Origin of the sequence: Bartonella krasnovii (genome assembly GCF_003606345.3) — a bacterium.
In the GTDB taxonomy this organism is placed as follows: domain Bacteria; phylum Pseudomonadota; class Alphaproteobacteria; order Rhizobiales; family Rhizobiaceae; genus Bartonella; species Bartonella krasnovii.
On sequence record NZ_CP031844.2, the window covers coordinates 1,753,327 to 1,769,667 of the forward strand.

The 16,341-nt window shown below is 41.4% G+C and carries 14 protein-coding genes; 2 read left to right on the forward strand and 12 right to left on the reverse strand.

The annotated features are described in order from the left end of the window. Positions 1-94: 94 nt before the first annotated feature. The 4 genes from tilS to D1092_RS07565 form a co-directional block, all read right to left on the reverse strand. Complete coding sequence (gene tilS / locus D1092_RS07550) at positions 95-1,573, reverse strand: tRNA lysidine(34) synthetase TilS (protein WP_120121207.1); 1,479 nt, start codon at positions 1,571-1,573, stop codon at positions 95-97. 18 nt (positions 1,574-1,591) lie between these two features. Then, complete coding sequence (locus D1092_RS07555) at positions 1,592-3,586, reverse strand: tol-pal system YbgF family protein (protein WP_148255696.1); 1,995 nt, start codon at positions 3,584-3,586, stop codon at positions 1,592-1,594. 51 nt (positions 3,587-3,637) lie between these two features. Then, entirely contained in the window at positions 3,638-4,159 is a 522-nt protein-coding gene (gene pal / locus D1092_RS07560; protein ID WP_120121211.1) for a peptidoglycan-associated lipoprotein Pal, read from the reverse strand. 196 nt (positions 4,160-4,355) lie between these two features. Next, positions 4,356-5,051, reverse strand: a complete 696-nt coding sequence (locus D1092_RS07565; RefSeq protein ID WP_120121212.1) for a DUF1013 domain-containing protein — start codon at positions 5,049-5,051, stop codon at positions 4,356-4,358. Between the two features lie 380 nt (positions 5,052-5,431). Between D1092_RS07565 and D1092_RS07570 the strand changes: the two genes are divergently transcribed. Then, positions 5,432-6,178, forward strand: a complete 747-nt coding sequence (locus D1092_RS07570; protein ID WP_005774608.1) for a YebC/PmpR family DNA-binding transcriptional regulator — start codon at positions 5,432-5,434, stop codon at positions 6,176-6,178. 995 nt (positions 6,179-7,173) lie between these two features. On the opposite strand, the gene tolB is transcribed toward D1092_RS07570, so the two are convergent. The 4 genes from tolB to tolQ all read right to left on the reverse strand — a co-directional run bounded on the left by tolB (position 7,174) and on the right by tolQ (position 11,211). Continuing rightward, entirely contained in the window at positions 7,174-8,499 is a 1,326-nt protein-coding gene (gene tolB, locus D1092_RS07575; RefSeq protein ID WP_120121214.1) for a Tol-Pal system beta propeller repeat protein TolB, read from the reverse strand. Between the two features lie 39 nt (positions 8,500-8,538). After that, positions 8,539-9,921, reverse strand: a complete 1,383-nt coding sequence (locus D1092_RS07580; RefSeq protein ID WP_120121215.1) for a cell envelope biogenesis protein TolA — start codon at positions 9,919-9,921, stop codon at positions 8,539-8,541. A gap of 108 nt (positions 9,922-10,029) precedes the next feature. After that, positions 10,030-10,482, reverse strand: coding sequence for a protein TolR (gene tolR, locus D1092_RS07585; RefSeq protein ID WP_120121216.1), 453 nt, complete (start codon positions 10,480-10,482; stop codon positions 10,030-10,032). Between the two features lie 15 nt (positions 10,483-10,497). Further along, positions 10,498-11,211 (reverse strand): protein TolQ, encoded by a 714-nt coding sequence (gene tolQ / locus D1092_RS07590; RefSeq protein WP_120121218.1) that lies wholly within the window; start codon positions 11,209-11,211, stop codon positions 10,498-10,500. A gap of 941 nt (positions 11,212-12,152) precedes the next feature. Here tolQ and D1092_RS07595 point away from each other — a divergent pair. After that, on the forward strand, positions 12,153-12,515 hold the full coding sequence (locus D1092_RS07595) for a helix-turn-helix domain-containing protein (RefSeq protein ID WP_148255697.1): 363 nt from the start codon (positions 12,153-12,155) through the stop codon (positions 12,513-12,515). A gap of 563 nt (positions 12,516-13,078) precedes the next feature. On the opposite strand, the gene ybgC is transcribed toward D1092_RS07595, so the two are convergent. From ybgC to ruvC, 4 genes are all read right to left on the reverse strand, one after another. Next, positions 13,079-13,519, reverse strand: coding sequence for a tol-pal system-associated acyl-CoA thioesterase (gene ybgC, locus D1092_RS07600; protein ID WP_120121222.1), 441 nt, complete (start codon positions 13,517-13,519; stop codon positions 13,079-13,081). Between the two features lie 213 nt (positions 13,520-13,732). Next, entirely contained in the window at positions 13,733-14,824 is a 1,092-nt protein-coding gene (gene ruvB / locus D1092_RS07605; protein WP_120121225.1) for a Holliday junction branch migration DNA helicase RuvB, read from the reverse strand. A gap of 13 nt (positions 14,825-14,837) precedes the next feature. Beyond that, complete coding sequence (gene ruvA / locus D1092_RS07610) at positions 14,838-15,452, reverse strand: Holliday junction branch migration protein RuvA (protein ID WP_120121227.1); 615 nt, start codon at positions 15,450-15,452, stop codon at positions 14,838-14,840. Positions 15,453-15,465: 13 nt separating this feature from the next. Further along, on the reverse strand, positions 15,466-15,981 hold the full coding sequence (ruvC, locus tag D1092_RS07615) for a crossover junction endodeoxyribonuclease RuvC (protein WP_120122707.1): 516 nt from the start codon (positions 15,979-15,981) through the stop codon (positions 15,466-15,468). Positions 15,982-16,341: the final 360 nt, after the last annotated feature.

Sequence of the window (16,341 nt, forward strand, 5' to 3'; positions counted from 1 at the left end):
ATAGATTTCAAACAGTTCCCCCTTAACATATAACCTTGTCAGCCCCTTGCCAAGGGATGAGAGACGGTTTATTCTCTTTTAGCGTTATTTTTCTTTATCTTTTCACCTCAAGATTAAAAAAAGGTTCCACAACATTCACCAGCGCAGCATCTTCACGTGAGGAAAGCCAATCGAAAGGCGCCATAATTCGCTTGATGATAACATTTTTATGAATAATCGCTTGAGAAATCAACTCAGGAATATCACATCCTTTATCATTTGAAAGCATCAGTAACGATTGTAAAGAGGGGAAATGAGGTTTTTTAAGATTAAAATTGCTGTTTTGCAATAAAGATTTCAGCTGTTCTAAATTTGCGGCTCCAACCTTTATAGCCTCAGATCCATGATTGGTAATCTGATAGCGCCCATCCCACATGAGTGTTTCCTCTGGCCCTACCAGAACCTCTTTCATATTGCGCCCTTCACGCCATAAAGCAATACCATCTTTGTTATATTCAATCACACAGCCCGCATAAGTAAAACGCCGTTTTTCGGAAGAATGGAGACAAAGTTTTTGGACAAGCGTGCTTAATTTTTTTGCGGGAAGCAAATAAAATCCCCCACCCATCAACACCGCAAAAAGCCCAACAACGAAAGGGAAACAGGTATGTTTGTGTAAAAGTGGCGCAGGCTTTACAATAAAACAACGCCCATATTGAACCGTAATATCCAGTGCTAAGATTAAATCGGCAATATTTTGCGCGTGTTGACGCCGCCGCAATGCGGCTTGATTTATTTTTTGAGCAATATCAGCAAGCTTTTGCGGAGAAAGAGATTGGCGCACACGCACGCGTTCAAAATTGCGATCTTCGTTTGTGGGATCATCAATCCACACTTTTCCTTGTATGCTTAAATAATTGCGCAATGTTTGGCGTTTTACACCAAGAAGCGGCCGAATCAAACGTACTTTTCTATGCAACAATGCCTCACGCGGTATACAAGATAAACCACGCTCTAAGACTCCATCGTTTTTTTCAGCAATATTTTCTCTCGTTTTTCTGGCATGATCTTCATCACCCATAGCCCCACCGCACAACGCACTGGCAAAACCACCCGTGGAAAAACCATTACGCGTAGCACCAGCGTCACCGCGCCAAGACTCTCTACTCTTTTGGAGACGTTGAGACCGCATTTGATAGGTTTCAACCTGATCATTGAGTGTATGGCCCGTCATAATAAGAGAGGCACCTTGTTTTTGTGCTTCCTGAACTAAGAGATTATAGCGTGCAATACGAGCACTGGCAGCAATATGCGTCTTTGGTTTTTTGCCTTCCCACCGCACAGTGATATGTTTAATGTGATGGTCGTGACAAATTTCCGCAACAGTTTCTGCCTCACGCGCTGATTCTTTACGCAATTGATGATCAACCGTAACAGCAATTATTTCTAAAGGAACAGAGAGCGTATCCAAATACTCTTTAACCAAAAACATCAAAGCCAAAGAATCACTTCCCCCTGAGACAGCAAGAATCACTCGTCGACACTGAATAAAATCCGATGTTTTAAAGAGATTTCTTGCCAGTCTAACGCACACCGAAAATGACCTCGCTGCTTACTTTAGAGAGTTACAAAACACAGACTCTAACATTTGATGATGTTTTTTGTTTTTTGCAAAAAGAGCACAATCCTTTTCATTTTTCTCAAGAGCGATCATACTTCTTGCTAATTTCAGCAAAATCTCGGATGTATAGAGCTTCTTTTTATCGGCATACCATGCGGACAGATAGACTTGTGCTGCTTCATAATAGCGTTTTTGTCCCAACAAAGATTCAGCCAACCAAAACAAAGCATCATCACTCAAAGGATCTTTTTTGTAGCGATTTTGAAAAGCACAAAAGCTCCTTTCAGCCTCAACATAGTTGGCAGAACGAATAAAGTCATACCCTTCCTTATACAACGCTTTAGAAGAAGAAAGAGTGTCACTCTGATCTGCTTGAGCCGTTACATCATGCGCTTTTTTTAAAATCTCCCCTGTTTCCTTCACAGCATGATCCTTCACATCAGCAACCTTCGTCTGGTCATCTGTACGATGCTCCTGAACCATCTTTTCTTTTACAGTCTGAGATTTTGCATCCAAAGCGGCACTTTCAACGGAACAAGAATAAACAGAAGAGTCTTTTTTACCAAAAAGTCGGTGAAACTGCTTGTTCACATTTTTCAAATTGTTATGCTCAAGCACAAACCGTATTTTATGCAAAAGCTTATCTAAATCATAATCTTTAAATAAGTCCTGCTGATTATCTAAAATAATCCCTTGATACGCCGAAACCCCAGAGGCTTTCTTCATCACATCAGAAGAAGCCTTATCAGCAGCATCTGAAGCAGCTTTATCAGCAGCATCAGAAGCTTTCTTCACCACATCAGAAGAAGCCTTATCAGCAGCATCAGAAGCTTTCTTCATCACATCAGAAGCCTTATCAGCAGCGTCTGAAGCAGCCTTATCAGCAGCATCTGAAGCTTTCTTCATCACATCAGAAGCCTTATCAGCAGCGTCTGAAGCTTTCTTCATCACATCGGAAGCAGCCTTATCAGCAGCGTCTGAAGCTTTCTTCATCACATCAGAAGCCTTATCAGCAGCGTCTGAAGCTTTCTTCATCACATCGGAAGCAGCCTTATCAGCAGCGTCTGAAGCTTTCTTCATCACATCGGAAGCCTTATCAGCAGCATCTGAAGCTTTCTTCACCACATCAGAAGCCTTATCAGCAGCATCTGAAGCTTTCTTCACCACATCAGAAGCAGCTTTATCAGCAGTATCTGAAGCTTTCTTCATCACATCAGAAGCAGCTTTATCAGCAGTATCTGAAGCTTTCTTCATCACATCAGAAGCAGCTTTATCAGCAGCATCAGAAGCTTTCTTCACCACATCGGAAGCCTTATCAGCAGCATCTGAAGCTTTTTCTGCCACATCAGAAGCAGCCTTATCAGCAGCATCAGAAGCTTTCTTCACCACATCAGAAGCAGCCTTATCAGCAGCGTCTGAAGCTTTCTTCACCACATCAGAAGCAGCTTTATCAGCAGTATCTGAAGCTTTCTTCATCACATCAGAAGCAGCTTTATCAGCAGTATCAGAAGCTTTCTTCATCACATCAGAAGCCTTATCAGCAGCATCTGAAGCTTTTTCTGCCACATCAGAAGCAGCCTTATCAGCAGCATCAGAAGCTTTCTTCACCACATCAGAAGCAGCCTTATCAGCAGCATCTGAAGCTTTTTCTGCCACATCAGAAGCAGCCTTATCAGCAGCATCTGAAGCTTTTTCTGCCACATCAGAAGCAGCCTTATCAGCAGCATCTGAAGCTTTCTTCACCACATCGGAAGCCTTATCAGCAGCATCTGAAACTTTTTCTGCCACATCAGAAGCAGCCTTATCAGCAGCATCTGAAGCTTTCTTCACCACATCAGAAGCAGTCTTATCAGCGTTACCAACTTGATCCTTATCATGTGCTGGATATTCAGAAGCCTTTCGAGCCGCACTTTCAGCAAATGAAGTAGAACAAGCTATGAAAACCGCCATATAAAAGATTGTTTTCCAATTGATTTTACGATACATTTTTCTCCCCTTAAGAGTTCATTGAATGGTAGAAACGAACAATTTGCTCACTTAATGACTGTTCATACCACTTAGCGTTGTCACAGCACGTCGATTTTGATTCCAACAAGAAATATCATCACATACCGCGACAGGTCTTTCTTTTCCGTAAGAAATTGTTTGAATCCGTTGCGCAGACACACCAAGAGACACGAGATAATTCCGCACAGCGACAGCGCGGCGCTGTCCAAGTGCCAAGTTATATTCACGTGTCCCTCTCTCATCAGCATGACCTTCAATCATAATAGAATAATAAGGATAATGAAGCAACCATTCTGCTTGGCGCGTTAAAATACGTTCAGCATCTGCATCCAATGAAGAAGAATCGAGACTAAAAAACACACGATCACCCACATTAACCGTAAATTCTTGTCCTGAACCTGGTAACACCTGATTTAAACCAGCATCATTCATATAAGCGCCATTCATACCGTTAAATGCACCGGTATTTTTTTTGCCACATCCACCCAAACACAGGCAGAAAAGAAAGAGTATCGCTAAGGAACGAGAGAGAGTATTTTTGGTAGAACACATAGTCCATTTTTCCTTTAAAGAAGGGTAAATTCTTAAAAATATTTTTTAAGAATAACTGTTAATTCCTAATGAAGACGAAATTTTTTTGTTTTTTTGTCATCATTTTTCAGTCTCTGCCAATTTCTCCTCCCTCCCAGTTATTTCTCTAACATTTGCATGATAAATTGAGAAACATTGTCCTGATACGTCCTACCGCTTATGCTTCTTCTTGATCTTGACGATTTTTTTGCAGCGCATTCAATTTTGCAAAAACTTTATCAGCATCAAAAGTTTTGTGGGAATTATCTTCACTTTCATTTTCCTCTAGAGCGGCATTTTCCGTCACAGAGGCGGGAAGCAATGACCTATCTTCTTCTGCAGCAACAGGGCGATTTTTTGCCGCACGCTGGAGTTCAAAATCTAAATCGATTTGCGAACACAAGCCAAGCCCTACAGGATCAAGAGGAGATAAATTGGCACTATTCCAATGGGTTCGAAGGCGAATTTGTTCAATTGTTGCTTTTGTTGTCCCAATCAACCTTGCAATTTGTGCATCTTTCAACTCAGGATGATTCGTAACCAACCATAAGATGCCATTGGGACGATCTTGACGTCGAGAAAGAGGGATATAGCGTGCTCCTTTACGCCTTTTTTCAGGAATATGCACCCTTGATTGAGAAATTTTCAAGCGTGCGTTTTGATCTGCCTCCACCCGTGCGATTTCACTGCGCGTCAATTGTCCAGAGTTAATCGGATTGAGACCTTTAATACCATAAGCTGCCTCACCATCGGCAATAGCTTTTACTTCCAAGACATGCAATTTACAAAATTCTGCAATCTGCTCAAAAGAAAGCGCTGTATTATCAACCAACCAAACAGCTGTTGCTTTGGGCATCAAAAGTTGCGTTGCCATTTTTATAAATCCTCTTCTGCGCCTCTTCTATGAGGCAGTTTACCGCCCACTCAAGAGCACTGGAACTTCTTCATTATATGTTCTTATATGTTCGTCTTTTCCACCCACTTTTATAATAAAGCGAGGCATGGAATAAACCATTTTGCCATGAAATTATACTCTGTTATAGCGTGATTTTTGCTCAACGACAAGAGATCTCTCTTGGAATGATCCTCAACGAAGGTGTCTTTACCTTTAAGATGAATTTTCCTATAAAGGATTTATTTGATTATTTCACCTCATGCTGTGGCACATTTACTCTGGTGGGATGCGTGATTTTATCGCCTTACATTCTAAAAAAACTAACCCAGAAGTAAAGCCCTCAAACAGGAAGGAAAACTATGGCAGGCCATTCACAATTTAAAAATATTATGCACCGTAAAGGGCGTCAAGATGCAATGCGCTCGAAAATATTTTCTAAGCTTGCACGCGAAATTACCGTTGCAGCAAAACAAGGTGCTCCTGATCCAGCCATGAATCCACGTTTAAGGCTGGCTGTTCAAAATGCCAAAGCACAGTCAATGCCAAAAGATAATATTGAACGCGCGATTAAAAAAGCGTCAGGAACCGATGTCGAAAATTATGATGAAGTACGCTATGAAGGTTATGGTCCAGGTGGTGTTGCCGTCATTGTTGAAGCTTTAACCGATAACCGTAACCGCACCGCTTCAAACGTGCGCGCCGCCTTCACAAAATCAGGCGGAGCTCTAGGGGAAACAGGGTCGGTCAGTTTCATGTTTAATCGGATTGGGGAAATAATTTATAAGCCAGAAGCAGGAACAGCAGACAACATCATGGATGCAGCCATTGAAGCTGGTGCCGAAGATGTACAATCTGAAGAAACCGGACATCATATTACCTGCGCATTTGAAGATATTGGTGAAGTTTCAAAAACACTGGAAGCAAAACTTGGTGAAGCAGAATCAATCAAAACAATTTGGAAAGCCACCACCCTTGCGCCAATAGATGAAGAAAAAGCTTTATCCGTTTTACGACTGATTTCAACATTAGAAGAAGATGATGATGTGCAAAATGTTTATGCTAATTTTGATGTCAGCGATGAGATTTTGGCAAAACTGTCCGTATAATTCTCATCATTGATCCCTCTCTTCATCGATGAGGGACTAAAAAACATCTATCACCTTGCCTCTTTGGTCATAAATATAAAAGCCCCGCGTAAAAAGCGGGGTCAATCATTGATAGCACCCCAAAAAACTACAATCAATCAACCGCAAAAAATAGAACCAATGGGCCCCAAAAGCAGATTAACGAAAAAAGAAAGCATAAAACAAGTTTCCCCCTTGAACACCCTTGAACGCTCAAACAGTTTTGATGATAAAAGCCAAGACTCTACGTCTCACGCTTTTCTTATATATCCCAAAGATTATCCCTCTAACGCCTCTCTCTTTGTTTTTGTAAGAGTCGCCTCCCTCCCCTCAAGGAGCGAAAATTTCATCCAGATCTGATCTGTAAACCATTCAGATTTTCTTAAAGACGCATTCCTCTTCTCACCCATGAAATTTACGTGAAACTGAAAGCAACAATCTTATCACATTGATTTAATAAGGTCAGTTTAGCGTTATTAAACTTGAATAAAGAATAAATTATGATTATAAATCAATAAGTTGTATTTATTATGAAACCTCACAAACGTCCAGAGACATTCAATATTTTTAAGAACGTGCACTATTTTTTGAAAGACGCAATCCATCGTCTTGTAAATAGAGCTGACCCACAAAGATTTCTTTCGTTTAAGGAAAACAGCTTAAGGGGAAAGCAAAGAGAACCGGCTTGAAAACAACCTGGTCTTTAAGCAAACCAGATCAGAAAGGAAGTCAAAAAGATCTATAGCGACAGTTTGGAGAATAAAAGCAATCTAGAAACCTTAAAACAGCCCTATTTAAAAAAATGTTTTCGTCTCAAGAAAATTCTATTATCGATACACGACAGCAAATGCTGAATGAAATTGATAAAAACCACCCATGCCCCCTCTCACAAGTACATTCTTTTAACTAATTAGACCATTGAGATTGCGTAGACTCTATAGGTTCTCTGTATTTATCTTTTTATCAAGCATTTTGTTTTATTGTATATTGAGCAATGGCGACCATGCTGGATCGGAAGCATCATTGGGTGTGGGGAGTTGGCGTTCATTGCGTCCCGTAATGTCAATGGTATAGATTTTTGGTCCCATACCGGGGTTTTTACGAAAGAACATCAGCACACGACCATTGGGGGCCCAAGTCGGTCCTTCATTATGAAACCCCGTGGTTAAAATTCGTTCTCCTTGTCCATCAGGGCGCATAACACCGATAGAAAATTGTCCACTTAATTGTTTTGTAAAGGCGATATAATCCCCCCTTGGCGACCAAATGGGTGTTGAATAACTCCCCTCGTTTAAAGAAATACGCTGAATATCACTACCATCGGCATTCATTTTATAAATTTGTGGCTTTCCGCTACGGTCTGAGGAAAAGACAATTTGTGTTCCATCAGGTGAATAAGAAGCGGAGGTATCAATGGCGGAAGTTGTTGTCAACCGCGTCATTGTACGGGTCCGCAAATCCATGGTGTAAAGATTTGCACTACCATCATTTTGCAATAAACTCATGATAACTTTTTGTCCATCAGAAGAAAAACGCGGAGCAATTGTCATATTGTTAAACGTTCCAATCAACTCCCTTTGCCCCATTTCAATTTGTTGTAGATAAACATGAGGGATTTGATGATCCTCATAAGCCATATAGGTGATTTCTTGCCTTTTTGGTGAAAACCGCGGTGTAAGCACCAATTCACTTCCATCAGACATATAAATCAAATTTGCGCCATCTTGATCCATCATAGCTAAACGTTTAATGCGTGCATTTTGGGGACCTGTTTCATCGATAAAAACAATTCTTGTATCAAAATAGCCACTTTCTCCTGTCATTTCACTGTAGATCTCATCAGCGATCATATGGGCCACACGCCGCCAACGTTCTGTCGCGGTATAAAAACGCCGTCCTTTTAATTGTCGCTGTCCAAAAACATCCCATAGACGAAAATCAACCCTCAACCGTCCGTCGATTTCTCTCATGACTTGCCCCGTCACTAAACCTTGCGCTTTTATTTTCTGCCACGAAACAAAATGCGGTTGTTTATTCGGATTAGAAATTTTTTCAAAAAAATGTTCCTTATCAATCGGTAAAAAAAGCCCCGATCGTTCAAGATCGGCCGTCACCACAGCTGATATTTTCAATCCAATCGAATCATTGGAAATAAAATCTGTAATTGCAATAGGAATGGGATTAAAATCAGCACTGGAAATTGTTCCTTTCAATTGCGCATAACCCGACGAGAGACTTGAAAGCCACAAACTGCAAGTGACAATAAACCAAGTAAAAACTTTATGTCTTGTTATAGTCATCATGGAATGTGTCCTTTCATTAAGCGATTTTTTCTTTATTTATCATCTTATTTCTTGGAGGGGGTCAACATTAAAGTCAAAACCTTGTCCCCACAGATCATATTGATCACGGGGGAGATCTACATAAGGTTGGCATGAAAAGACAGCCGCATACACCTGCCTTATCATAATCGCCTGTTGACTCTTAAGACCGCTTATAGGATCAATGATAGGCTCACCCACCACCATCCCTTCACGGTCTAAATAAAAGCGCAACCGCACGATGGGACGATTTTTTAAATCGCCACCAAGTGCCACAAGTTTAAGCTTCTGTTGAATACATCCCCCCGCGATATTGACCAATGTTTGTGCCATTTTTGTGGTATCATGAATATTTTTTCTTGCCCCCAAAGCTTCTGGTGTATGAGAACGTTTTGCTCCTCCTCCTTGTGAGCGCGCACGATTGAGCAAATTATTTTCTTCCAGAGCTAAAATATCTTCAATGGTCTTTTCCTCTTTATTTTTCTTGTTAAGCTTTGACGTCTTTTGATTCAAGGCAGCCCCATTCTTCATTGGAAGTTCTTTATTAAATTTTGGTTTAAAATGCGGAAGAAGGGGTTTTTCTGGAAGTGCAATTTTAGGCGCTTGCTGAACAACCTGCTCTGCTGGTGCCTTTTGTACCGTTGGAGCCAATTCTTTCGGCAATATCCTCTCTTCATTTTTGTGCACAGGCTTAGATACAATCTTAGACACTTCCTCCAGTGCTTCTACGGGGAGCTCAGGGGTAAGCTTTGATGCTTCTTCTGGAGCGCTCAAAGGTATCTCAGGGGTAAGCTTTGATGCTTCTTCTGGAGCGCTCAAAGGTATCTCAGGGGTAAGCTTTGATGCTTCTTCTGGAGCGCTCAAAGGCTCCTCAGGGGTAAGCTTTGATGCTTCTTCTGAAGCGCTTAAAGGCTCCTCAGAGGTAAGCTTTGATGCTTCTTCTGGAGCGCTCAAAGGTACCTCAGGGGTAAGCTTTGATGCTTCTTCCGCTGCTTTTGAAATCTCTTCTGTTTTTGCTTCTGTTGGTTCCCTACGTTCAGATATTTCCGATGCGTGCTCACTTGGTAGGGGTGGTGTTGTCTCAACGGAGCGCGGCTTTTCTTTTGGCTGAAAAGGTGCAAGACTATCTCGTTGTCCTTCTCCAATATGGCGAGCATCTTCTATCTCTTGGGGGGCAGTGGTTGGTTTAACAGCGGGGATTGCATGGAGTGGCGCTTCCACAGCGCCTTGTTGAGAAGAAAACTCTTCGCTCAAGGGTGCAAGAGTGATGGGAATTGCTTCCAAGGGTTGTGGTAAAGAAACAGAGTTTGTAAATTGAACAGCCCCCCAACTGATCAAAATAACATGGACCACAAGGGATAAAGCCAAGCCTCGTTTCATACTATGATAGGAGTCTTTGTTCATTCTTTATGCCTTAATTTATACCTTGTATTTTTTCACTTTCAATCACGCTGTAATCTTTTTAAAAACATTTAAAAACAACCAGTTGTGGACAATATTTTTATCTGTTATTTATTGTGCTAGACTTGCTAGCGCAACTTGAGAAAACCCTGCCTTTTGAATATCTGCGAGCAATTGTAAGACTTGTTGATATTCAACAGTTTTAGCAACCCGCACAAAAATCCGTTGATCTTTTTGTGTAGGGTCCGCTTCCAGAAGAGTTTTAAGCTGTGCAATCAACGCTTGTGAACTGTCATAATAATCTTGATGAATGGCAAAGCGGCCTTGCGCATCCAGTGAAACTGTAAGGGGTGTTTTTTGCGCGCGGACGGGGCCCGCTTGACTGCGTGGCAAATCTAAGGGAACACCGTTCACCAAAAGGGGAGCAGAGACCATAAAAATAATAAGCAACACCAACATCACATCCACAAAAGGGGTAACATTAATCTCACTCATCAATTGGCTTCGTGAATGATGCCGCCTTCGTGTATTTTTTCGAGAAGAAGAAGCAACAGAAATTCCCATGGGGCAAGCTCCTTTTTATAAAGAGGAAGATGCTGTACGTGTTTCATCAATACGCCGCGAGACAATTGTTGAAAATTCATCAGCAAAATTTTCGATTTGTGCAATGATGTGCGCACTTTCATGCGTCAACTTATTGTAGGCAATAACAGCTGGAATTGCTGCAAACAAACCAATAGCTGTTGCCAAAAGTGCTTCTGCAATTCCTGGTGCGACAATGGCAAGAGATGTATTTTGAGAAGCAGAAATGGAAAGAAAAGACTCCATAATACCAATCACTGTTCCAAAAAGACCGATAAAGGGCCCCGCAGACCCTAGTGTTGCAAGAAAACCTAACTTTGATTCTATTTTTTCACTTTCACGTCCCAGTGTTAGATCCATCGCCTTATCAATTCTGCTCTGCAAACTGATTGAAGTATGAGTTCCTTTTTCAAGAGATTTTTTCCATTCAGCCATTGCAGCCATAAAAACAGCCGATATGCTATTGGTACGTTGGCTTTTACAAGCGACATAAAGATCTTCTAGCGCTTTGCCTGACCAAAAAGTCCGTTCAAATTTCTTTATTTCACGCCGTATTCTCCGGTAGGTAAAAATTTTATCAAAAATAATGGCCCAACTCCAGACGGAAGCAAGTAGTAACCCAACCATAACAACTTTAACGACGAGACTTGCTTGCATAAACAAATGCAAAATTCCCATTGTTTGCGGATTCATTAGTTCACCATGCGGCATAATTTTTGTCCCTCTAAATGAAAGGTGCACTTCTTAAAATTTTATAAAACAGATTGTTTTATAGTTTCTAAATTTAAGTAAAAAACCTTAGTTTCACATAAATCCATGCACTAAAACAAGACCTGTTTTTTAAATTTCTTTAAAAAGTGATCATCAGAAACATCTCTCAAGACACCGCCCCCTCCATCAACACCTATAAAGTATGAAACCCAATCTCCTTTCTTTCCGTTTATGAAAAGAATGCTCCACCATTTTAACTTTTCCTCCTCACCTCAAAAGACGAAAATTCCACCCCACACCGATCTCGTCTGAACAATCCGGTTTCTCTTGGCAGATTCCTCCTGCTGACCATTCATGCGATCCACTTGCATAAGGCTCTAGGGACAAACCCCGCTCAAAATATTCTTAATCCCTCCCCCCTTCAAAGAACGAAAGTTTCTCCAACCCCATTTCTAAAGCCCCCACAAAGCCCAAAACCTCCTTTTAATTTTTACAGATCCACACCTTTACGCTTTTCTATCTTAATAGAAAGCAGCAAATAAAGCGAACCCCGCACCACTTTACAAACAATAACCTATCAACTCGCCAACTTTCCTTAAAGCGAATTCCCTCTCGTTGACTTCAGATCAACACCTCTCAAACAGGCGCTATTTTACAATATCATAGAGTAGCAAATGTTTTAATTTTTCTTGCCAATCTCTTGAAAGTGCTTTATCAATCAAAAGATATTTTGATCGTCTACGCACCGATCAAGAGGGTTAGTAAAGCCCTAAATCCGAGCGTATAAATAAACCCACTGTTGTGGATATCTCCCGGATTCCGGGAGCTTTTGCTATGTCCAGGTGCTTACTAGCACTAAAAGCAAAAGGCTGACTGAACTCAGTACTTTTAACTCCCGGAATACCAATGCGAGGGCGCTCGCAACCGGCGGGGGGCTTAACATGCAAACCAAAAATTCACATTTTAATGATATTTCTATTGGCAAAAGAATTCGTCATAGAAGAATATCGATGAAGCTTTCTCAAAAAGAATTAGGAAGCCATTTAGGTGTCAGTTTCCAACAAATCCAAAAATACGAAAAAGGGTTAAACCGTGTAAGCGCAGGACGTTTGCTAGAAATTGCCAAGCTACTGAAGGTTCCAATGAGCTTTTTTTATGCAGATATTTCAAAAGAAGACATTCCAGAAAATCTCTCACACGATGATCAAGAAATCTATAGCGAAAAAGAACACACCCTTTTGAAAACTTTTAGAGAACTCCACCCTAAAAAACAAAAGGCAATTTGGTGGTTAATTTCCCATTAGGCAAAAGCACGCACAAAGCCCCAATCCTTTATTGCATTTTTACAGATCCACGTTTTTACGCTTTTTCATTTTGACAGAAATCAGCAAACGAAACATTCAAACCACGCTTCACGCCGTAAAAAAAGGTCTATCAACACGCTGGCTTCTGGTTATAGCGGATTTCTCAACTGATTATTTCATAGGGTTATCACTCTCTCTCAAAAAAAAGTGTTCCCCAGCCTATCCTAAGATATTCATCCCCCCGCTTTCACAAGCCCCCTTACATTTACATTACCCAACGATTACCGCCTAAAGAGCAGTGTTTTACAGCATAATAGGATAAGCGTTCCTAGCTCAAAATTTGCGATCAATCTTGGCACTTTAAAAGCTTTATAAAAGGCATTTTACGCCTTTCTTAATCCTTTTTATCTCCACCCATCAACCCTGCGTGTGACAAGAAAATGATTTTAATGAATTCACAAAAGAGCTTGAAATGAGAAAATTGTCTACGGTTCTCATTTAAATTAAATAACCCTATCTTATCATTATCAATCAAACTGTTGTAAATTCAACAACCAAGAGTTTTAACCAAGCAGTTTTGCAAACAGCTCTTTGGGTAAACGTCGCGGTTTTGCCTCTTCATTAATCAGAGCAATTTCAACTTTTGCTGTTACCAACGTAGTCGCCTCATGCACAATCAACTGCTCCATAAAAAAGCGTGCTCCTTGGATATGATTAACACGTGTTTTAACGACTAAAAGATGATCAATTTGGGCTGGTCGTAAAAAACTAATTTCCATATGACGCACAACAAAAAACAGTTTTTCCCCTTCCCCCCCTGCAGCTAACATTTTATTATTAAAACCGGTATCCCGTAAAAACTCTGAACGTCCCCGTTCAAAAAATTCCAGATAACGCGCATGATAAACCACACCGGAAAAATCTGTATCAGCCACATAAACGCGCACCTGAAAGTTATGAAAAGCATTTTTATGATTGCTCTTGAAAGGCGTTATTTCTGTCATTGACTTCATGTCCCGTAAAATCATTTAAGATAGCAAATTGTTTATCAATCAAAAGATTGAACACATTTTTGTGTTGAAGTTGTGAAAAGAAAAAACACAAAATCCTCCATCGTCCTAAAGCTGTGCGGTCAGAAATAAGGACCAGAAGCGTTCTTCCTGTCCTTAGTAAGAGCTTGCGATAAATCATCCGTACAGTTTTTTAAAAAAGGGGCCTCACTCATCCTCCCCATCCCATAAAGTTGCCTGCAGTGATGCATTATCTTGGGCATCAGAAAGTTGCGTACGCTTTTGTATAGATGTTGAAGCAGGCGCAGCAAGTCCTAAATGGCTCCACGCCTTTTCGGTCAGAATGCGTCCTCGAGCCGTTCTTTGAATAAAACCTTGTTGGAGAAGATAGGGCTCAACAATATCTTCAATAGCATCACGGGGTTCTGATAAAGCAGCCGCAATGGTTTCAATGCCCACCGGTCCCCCTAGAAAAGTTTCCGCAATCAGCAGCAAATAACGCCGATCAAGTGGATCAAGTCCAAGATGATCGACCTCAAGGCGCGAAAGCGCTTCATCGGCGATTTTTCGATCAATTTGTTTTGCTTTTTTTACCAAAGCAAAATCACAAACGCGCCGTAAAAGCCGTCCAGCAATGCGCGGGGTCCCCCGTGCCCGGCGTGCAATTTCATGGGCACCATCATCACTAATCTTGACAGCAAAAAGCCGCGCATTACGCTGCACAATATATTCCAATTCCTCTATCGTATAAAAATTAAGACGAATAGGGATGCCAAAACGGTCTCTGAGCGGTGTGGTCAAAAGCCCCAACCGTGTAGTTGCCGCCACTAAAGTAAATTTAGCCAGATCAATTTTAACCGAGCGTGCCGCCGGCCCCTCCCCAATGATCAAATCGAGTTGATAATCTTCCATCGCTGGATAAAGAATTTCTTCAATCGCCGGATTTAAGCGATGAATTTCATCAATAAACAAGACATCGCGTTCTTCAAGATTGGTCAAGAGAGCGGCTAAATCTCCTGCTTTAGCAATGACCGGTCCTGAAGTAGAGCGAAAATTAACCCCTAATTCTTTTGCCATAATCTGTGAAAGCGTTGTTTTTCCCAGTCCTGGTGGTCCTACAAACAAAACATGATCTAGCGCTTCTTGCCGTGTTTTTGCAGCTTCAATAAATATTTTTAAATTAGCCCGTGCTGCTTCTTGACCAATAAAGTCATCGAGAACTTGTGGTCTTAAGGAACGATCCGGATCGTTGGGAAGGGGCGCAGCCCCTAAAAGGCGTTGATCTTCATCTTTATGCATTGTTACCTTTTATTCAAGTAGGAGAAGAGAGCAATTTAAGACTATGGCGGATCAAGAGGGCAGAAGAAATAGTTTCTCCTTCAAGGCTGTTCATGGAAAGAGCAAGAGCGCGGGCTGCTTGCTCACGTTCAAAGCCTAGCTTCATCAAAGCGGAAAGCGCATCCTGCGCAGGTTGATTAGTCACCTCATGCTGCGGAACCGAAACCGTCTTAACCGCTTGTTCAAAGGGGAGTGTTTTACTTTTCAACTCACCCACAATTCTTTCGCTGACTTTTTTACCAACGCCTGGTGCTCGACTAATCATCGCCCCATCGTTTAAAGCAATAGCTTGTGCAAGTTCATCTGGTGATAAAGTGCCCAAGATTGCTAGAGCAACCTTAGCCCCTACGCCTGGAACATTTTGGAGCATACAAAACCACTCCTGTTCAGCCCTTGTTGCAAAACCAAAAAGGCGGATTGCCTCTTCCCGAACATGCGTTTCAATAAAGAGACTTAATGCCTCCCCAACAGAGGGCAAGGAAGGACGCAACCGATTTGAGATAAAAACAACATAGCCCACACCATGAACATCAAGAACGATATAATCCTCAAAGATATGTTCAAGCGTCCCCTTTAATTTGCCAATCATGTTTTCACCCCAATCATATCGCCATCCTTGCCTGATAAGATTGATCAATCCTCTTACGATGCATACTATGACAAAGAGCAAGAGCAAGGGCATCCGCCGCATCATTGCTATCAAATTCAGCCCGTGGGAGAAGAACTTTTACCATCATATGAATTTGTTCTTTCGCCCCATGTCCAACACCAATAACCGATTTTTTCACCTTATTGGGTGCATATTCAAAAACAGGACACTTTGCCTGTGCAGGAACCAACAGCGCAATCGCACGTGCTTGCCCAAGTTTTAGCGTTGCTGTCGCATCTTTGTTAACAAACACATGTTCCACCGCAGCTTCATGGGGCATAAATTGATGCACAACCTCTGAAAGACCTTTATGGATCTGACAGAGTCTGGAAGCTAGATCACACTTTACATCGGAAGAAACTGTCCCTGCAGCAACAAACTGAAGACGATTACCCGCAAGATCGATAACGCCCCACCCAGTATACCGTAGTCCGGGATCAATGCCTATAATACGAATCGTCTCTGCCATAACCCCCAGTTTATACACTTTTCCCCCTTTTGAATAAAGGCTCGCCCACAAAGAAAACAGCAGCAAAACATAAAACCCGTAAAAAGAGGGGCATGTGTCATGATTTATACAGTATAACACACGAACAAACAGCAGCTTTACAAGATGTAAAAATGCCATCACCCCCCCTTCACACCTAACAAACAAAAGATAAAGTATAAAAACTCCCCTTCTATCTCATCTCCAATGTCATAATGATTAAACCATCCCAAACGATCAAAGAGAGAATCCATACATTCATAGGTATAAAAATTCTCCTCTCTGGATAATATATACGCCACCGAGTCTTTTTTCGTTATACCGCCCAAAAGCTGTTTTAAG

What these genes read in the sequence shown, in the direction of transcription:
- D1092_RS07555 (WP_148255696.1), bottom strand. Translation starts at nt 3,586, where the DNA reads ATGTATCGTAAAATCAATTGGAAAACAATCTTTTATATGGCGGTTTTC.
- pal (WP_120121211.1), bottom strand. Translation starts at nt 4,159, where the DNA reads ATGTGTTCTACCAAAAATACTCTCTCTCGTTCCTTAGCGATACTCTTT.
- D1092_RS07565 (WP_120121212.1), bottom strand. Translation starts at nt 5,051, where the DNA reads ATGGCAACGCAACTTTTGATGCCCAAAGCAACAGCTGTTTGGTTGGTT.
- D1092_RS07570 (WP_005774608.1), top strand. Translation starts at nt 5,432, where the DNA reads ATGGCAGGCCATTCACAATTTAAAAATATTATGCACCGTAAAGGGCGT.
- tolB (WP_120121214.1), bottom strand. Translation starts at nt 8,499, where the DNA reads ATGATGACTATAACAAGACATAAAGTTTTTACTTGGTTTATTGTCACT.
- D1092_RS07580 (WP_120121215.1), bottom strand. Translation starts at nt 9,921, where the DNA reads ATGAACAAAGACTCCTATCATAGTATGAAACGAGGCTTGGCTTTATCC.
- tolR (WP_120121216.1), bottom strand. Translation starts at nt 10,482, where the DNA reads ATGGGAATTTCTGTTGCTTCTTCTTCTCGAAAAAATACACGAAGGCGG.
- tolQ (WP_120121218.1), bottom strand. Translation starts at nt 11,211, where the DNA reads ATGCCGCATGGTGAACTAATGAATCCGCAAACAATGGGAATTTTGCAT.
- D1092_RS07595 (WP_148255697.1), top strand. Translation starts at nt 12,153, where the DNA reads ATGCAAACCAAAAATTCACATTTTAATGATATTTCTATTGGCAAAAGA.
- ybgC (WP_120121222.1), bottom strand. Translation starts at nt 13,519, where the DNA reads ATGACAGAAATAACGCCTTTCAAGAGCAATCATAAAAATGCTTTTCAT.
- ruvB (WP_120121225.1), bottom strand. Translation starts at nt 14,824, where the DNA reads ATGCATAAAGATGAAGATCAACGCCTTTTAGGGGCTGCGCCCCTTCCC.
- ruvA (WP_120121227.1), bottom strand. Translation starts at nt 15,452, where the DNA reads ATGATTGGCAAATTAAAGGGGACGCTTGAACATATCTTTGAGGATTAT.
- ruvC (WP_120122707.1), bottom strand. Translation starts at nt 15,981, where the DNA reads ATGGCAGAGACGATTCGTATTATAGGCATTGATCCCGGACTACGGTAT.